Below are 5,020 nucleotides of genomic sequence, written 5' to 3'. Positions count from 1 at the left end.
GCCCGCTCCAGGACCGGCCGGGCCTCGTCGAAGCCGTACTTCTGCATCCCGGCGAGGTCGGCGTGGCCGGGGCGGGGCCGGGTCAGCGGTGTCGACCCAACGCCAGGCGTTCTTCGGAACCGGAGAGAGAAAGCAGAGCGCGTCCAGTTCCTCTGCGAGCTCATCCCGATGGGACGGACTGGTTGCCGAGTAGAGAAACTCGGCCCGTGTCGGCTCGCAGACGTGGAACACCCCGGCGGCAATGTGCCCCTCCCAGGGACGCAACGCACCTGGGGTACGAAACAGGTGCCACAGAGCCGAGATGTCCACCAGATACGTGATCACTCGAAGGCCTCGCGTCGCGCACGCTTCTCCGCGTCACGCGCCGCCGCGGCCTGCTCGAACTCACCACGCGCACCCCGCGCGGCCAACTTCTCCGCAGCCTCAAGCCGCTTGATCCGCGCCACGTAGTCCCGAAGGGCCGCGTTGACGGTCTCCTTCTTCGTCGTGACACCCATCAACCGCATGGCCTCGGCCAGCGCCTCGTCGTCGAGATCAATCTGCGTGACGGACATCGGACACCTCCAACATCCACGATGTATGTACTCAGGATACATTACCAACATCGAGCGCGGCCATCGATCACAAACAGACCACGCGGGGGAGGCGCACCGGGCGTCATGACGTTCACATAGGCCCGCTCCTCACAGCGGGGCGAGCCGACGGAGGCCTGCCCGACGCCCACGCGAAATACTCCATGAGCGCCATGCCCGACCTGATCGGATTTGGCGTCCAGAATCTGTCCAGGCGATCACGAAATCGTGAACGCTTAGCCGCGGCGGCGGGCCTCGCTCCGGGCGCCTTTGGCCTTCACGGGACAGCGGCGCCCGGCGAAGTCCAGGTTCGGTGCGGGAGTGGATCTCGATCATCCTCTGTACCGAGTCAAGTCACGCGATCCCTGCAGGCAGGGGCGGAGCAAACGAGGGCGCCCGCGCCATCGTGCCGATCACGAACAAGTTCTTCGCCCAGGACGACAAGGGCGGCGCACTGCCGACCCTGTACGCGGCGACGCAGGACCATCCGGGCGCGAGCCACGTCGGCCCCGACGGTCGCGGCGAGCCGAAGGGCGCCCCGACCCTCATGGGCCGCGCGGCCGCGGCCGTGCGGCCCGGTAGCTGCCCGCCGCCTGTGGACCGCGCTGGCAGTGCAAGGCCACTGACCGTGGAGCTGCGGGCCGCTACCGCCACCCACCTCCCCAACGAACTCGAAAGCGGGATACTCGTCCCGTATAGTTAATCGGGATAGCCGTCCCGCTTATGGGTGGCTGCCCATCCCCACAGGAGGTTTACGTCATGAGCAAGGTCTGGTTCATCACCGGTTCGTCGCGCGGTTTCGGCCGCGAGTTCGCCCTGGCCGCCCTGGAGCGCGGTGACCAGGTCGCGGCCACCGCCCGCAATACCGAAACGCTGACCGACCTGGTCGAGCGGTTCGGTGACGCGGTGCTGCCGCTGCGTCTGGACGTCACCGACCGTGCGCAGGTGTTCGAGGCGGTCGCGGCGGCCCAGGAGCGGTTCGGCCGGCTGGACGTGGTGGTCAACAACGCCGGTTACGCGCTGGTCGGCGCCGTGGAGGAGCTGGGTGAGCAGGAACTGCGCGACGAACTGGAGACCAACGTGTTCGGCGTCCTCCACGTCACGCAGGCGGTATTGCCCGTCCTGCGTGCGCAGGGCAGCGGCCACATCGTCCAGATCTCCTCGGTCATGGGGCTGACCACCATGGGCGGCGCGGGCGGCTACAGCGCCTCCAAATGGGCGCTGGAAGGCCTGAGCGAGGCACTCTCGCAGGAAGTCGCGCCCTTCGGGATCAAGGTCACGGTGATCGAACCCGGCGGCTTCGCCACCGACTTCAAGAACTCGTCGGTCTTCACCGCGCACCGCCAGGACGCCTACGACCCCCTGCACGCGTCGTTGACCGAGATGAGCGCCGCCGCCCAGATGCCCGGTCCCGAGGGTGTCGGCGGTGCGATCCTCCAGCTTGTCGACGCCGAAGAGCCGCCGCTGCGTGTGCTCTTCGGCGAGCAGCCCACGCAGTGGGTGCCCGCGGTGTACCAGCAGCGCCTGGAGACCTGGGCCGAGTGGGCGCACGTGTCCAAGGCCGCGGAAGGCAAGTAAGGAACTTCCGGCCCTCGGGCCATGACACGCCCACTCCACGGCGGGCACCCGTACCGCCGGCGCCTGAGGGGGCCCGGGCGGCGCACCCGCCCGGGCCCCCTCACCGGGAGGCGGCAGATCCTGATCCAGCGGAGCACTTTCGGATGCCTCTCGGCCGGCGGCCCGGGCAACTCGTCCCATCCGACCAGCAGCAGCGCAACCCAGGGGTCGGGCCGATACGGCCCGCCCCGCCCCACACCGCCGAGGCCCACTGAAGGAGCCCCCGTCATGCCCACCACCAAGCGTCGCGCACTGATCATCATCTCGTCCGGCCGCCAGCTGCCGCTGGTCGAGCCGGCCGAGGTCAAGTCGATCTCGACCGGGTTCTTCCTGGTCGAGATGGCTCAGGTGCTCAAGGAGTTCGAGAACGACTACGAGTTCACCTTCGCCACCCCCGACGGCAACGCCCCGCAACTCGACATCAACGGCATGGCCCTGTCCGTGCAGTCCATCGAGAAGACCGGCGCCAAGACCCTCCCCCTGCGCATGCAGCAGCGCCGCCGCTCGTTCGACGTCAACAGCTTCCGGCAACGCCACCCCGAGCTGGTCGCCCGCCGCGAGCGGGAAGTCCGGCTGCTGGAGCGGCACATCGGCCGGATCCCGGTCTCCGAACTTCTGCCCAACAGCGAACCGGAGCTCGCCGCGTACCGCCCCGAACTGATGCGCCGCCTCGACAAGCTGCCCGAGGCCACCTTCCACTCGCTGCAGGAGCTCGTCCTGCGCCACCGCGACCCGGCCGATGCGTTCACCTTCGCCGACTTCGACTTCATCCACACCCCCGGCGGTCACGCCCCCATGGTCGACTTCCGCGACAACCCGTGGCTCGGCGAAACCCTCCATGTGGCCCGGGAGAACGACGTCACCATCTCGTTGATCTGCCACGCGCCCATCGCGGTGACCTCCACCCGGCAGCGCATCGACGCACAGGGCGCCGCCTACTCCGTGAAGGACAACCCGTTCCTCGCCGCCACCATCTCGACCGTCCCCAAGATCGGCGAGCGGTTCGCGCTGCGGTTCCTCTACCCGCGCGTCCCGGGCAAGGCGACCCGACTGCCCTACTTCGTCGACGTGGCCATCAAGGAAGCCGGCTTCACCGTCGCGTCCTCCCCCAACATCTCCGCCCCGAAACTGGCCTACGAGCCGTCCGTGCGGCTGCTGACCGGCAACGGCCCGCAGGCCATAGACCAGCAGACCGCCAAACTCCGCAGCATCCTCACCCACAGCCCCGCTGCCCGCCGGACCAGCGGCAAGCACGCCAGCGCGTAATCACGACCACATGTGCCGACCAGGCAGCCAACGACGCGATCGAACGACAGGACAGGTACGGAGGCGGGCCGATACGGCCCGCCTCCGTACCCGTTCTGCTCGCGCCCTGCTGGAGGCCCGGCCCGACGACGAGCCACTGTGCGGACCTCACTGACCGCCGTTCTGCTCGACTACGTCGAGAACCATCGCGACACCATGCCGCTGAACCACCGCATCAAGGCACACTCACCGGCTCTCGCGCAGTCGGCCCACGCCTTCGGCGACCACCTCCGCACCGGCCTGTACACCAGGGTCCCGGCCGCGTCCCGCGCGACGACACACTGATCGCGACCCTGCAACTGAACCTCACGCTCACCACTTCCATGACCGCCTACCAGAGCCGGCGGACCGACGAGGACTTCGACGTCCTCACCGGGCGCACCAGCCAGTGTCCGGACCAAGCGGGCGCCGGGTTCGCAACTCCCGCTTCACTGTGAGAACTCCCCGCCGGGCGCAGTACTGAGGCAGGGTCGGTCTGTGGCGCGTAGGGCCTGGTCCTGGCGCGACGTCCGGCATGCGCAAGGATCTCTCACGGCAAGGGAAGACTCAGCCTCTCACCGACCCCCCACCCACACGACCGACCGTGTGAGCGGACACGGCGTCAAGCTTCGCCGACCGGGTCCCCTCGGTCCGATCCTCGACGCGGTCGGCAGACACCGCTACCGCTGGGTGCGCAGCCCCGCGCACGCCAGGTCGATCATGCGCTTGCGCGCCTTTGGGTCGGAGCCCTGCTGCTCCCGGGCCAGACAGCCGACCATGAGCGCCTTGACGTCGGCAGGCACGACGTCCGGCCGCACGGCGCCAGCCTTCTGCGCACCGACGAGCAGCTCCTCTTCCACGGCCAGCAGATTGTGCTCGGGGGCCAAGGCCACCGAGTGGACGTCGAAGCCCGTCCCGCTCATCGCCTGCGACAGCCCGAGATTGACCGCGCTGTGCTCGACCATCAGGGCGAAGAACTCGAAGAACGCCGCGCCCGGATCACGGGTCGCGGCCAGTTGCCGGGCCCGGTCGACGATTTCGGCCACCAGATGCAGCACGATCGCCTCGTACAGCGAGTCCTTCGTCGGGAAATGCCGACTGACCGTCCCTGTGCCCACACCGGCCCGCCGGGCGATCTCCGCCACCGGCACCGACAGCCCCTCGGCAGCGAACGCCTCCAACGCCACCTCCAGGACACGCTTCCGGTTGCGCTCGGCATCAGCACGCATCAAAGACCCTCAGACTTCCGACCAAGCGGGACAACTGTCCCGATTATAGTGGACCGGCCCTCCAGGACCGCCTACAGAAACGGGGATCGCAGTCCCGCATGGTGAATCGGAGGGGAGTGTAAATCTAACGGCGGATCCGACGATCATGGGAGAGACGTCAAGTGACTGACACCGCCGTGGAGTTGGAGACCGTGGAGCCTGTCGAGAGTGCCCAGTCGGGGCAGCCTGCGTCCGTGTCCGACGAGCAACTGGTCGCGATGCTGGTGGAGCGGGCCCGGTCGGAGGGGCTGCAGCTGACCGGGCAGGGTGGGCTGCTGC

5 protein-coding genes and 2 pseudogenes are annotated in these 5,020 nt (G+C 68.5%); 4 read left to right on the top strand and 3 right to left on the bottom strand.

Features of this window, described 5'->3' with window-relative positions; all coding sequences use genetic code 11:
• Positions 1-84 precede the first annotated feature (84 nt).
• Positions 85-324 (bottom strand): annotated as a pseudogene (locus ABZ646_RS39860) (VapC toxin family PIN domain ribonuclease); the annotation flags it as partial.
• Positions 321-554, bottom strand: coding sequence for a type II toxin-antitoxin system VapB family antitoxin (locus ABZ646_RS39855; RefSeq protein ID WP_360530619.1), 234 nt, complete (start codon positions 552-554; stop codon positions 321-323). The pseudogene ABZ646_RS39860 and the gene ABZ646_RS39855, both read right to left, overlap by 4 nt.
• A 436-nt stretch (positions 555-990) precedes the next feature.
• Between ABZ646_RS39855 and ABZ646_RS39850 the strand changes: the two are divergent.
• The 4 genes and pseudogenes from ABZ646_RS39850 to ABZ646_RS39835 all read left to right on the top strand — a co-directional run.
• A pseudogene (locus ABZ646_RS39850) lies at positions 991-1,140 on the top strand (oxidoreductase); the annotation flags it as partial.
• Between the two features lie 191 nt (positions 1,141-1,331).
• Entirely contained in the window at positions 1,332-2,150 is an 819-nt protein-coding gene (locus ABZ646_RS39845; RefSeq protein ID WP_360530616.1) for an SDR family NAD(P)-dependent oxidoreductase, read from the top strand.
• A gap of 267 nt (positions 2,151-2,417) precedes the next feature.
• Positions 2,418-3,455: a hypothetical protein gene (locus ABZ646_RS39840; protein WP_360530613.1), complete on the top strand. Its 1,038-nt coding sequence runs from the start codon at positions 2,418-2,420 to the stop codon at positions 3,453-3,455.
• A 138-nt stretch (positions 3,456-3,593) separates the two neighbouring features.
• Positions 3,594-3,779: a hypothetical protein gene (locus tag ABZ646_RS39835; RefSeq protein ID WP_360530610.1), complete on the top strand. Its 186-nt coding sequence runs from the start codon at positions 3,594-3,596 to the stop codon at positions 3,777-3,779.
• Between the two features lie 374 nt (positions 3,780-4,153).
• Here ABZ646_RS39835 and ABZ646_RS39830 read toward each other — a convergent pair whose 3' ends face one another.
• Positions 4,154-4,702, bottom strand: a complete 549-nt coding sequence (locus ABZ646_RS39830) for a helix-turn-helix domain-containing protein (protein WP_360530607.1) — start codon at positions 4,700-4,702, stop codon at positions 4,154-4,156.
• Between the last annotated feature and the right edge of the window lie 318 nt (positions 4,703-5,020).

Origin of the sequence: Streptomyces sp. NPDC007162 (assembly GCF_040634175.1) — a bacterium.
Taxonomy (GTDB): Bacteria; Actinomycetota; Actinomycetes; order Streptomycetales; family Streptomycetaceae; genus Streptomyces.
This window is presented reverse-complemented; position numbering and strand designations above follow the sequence as displayed.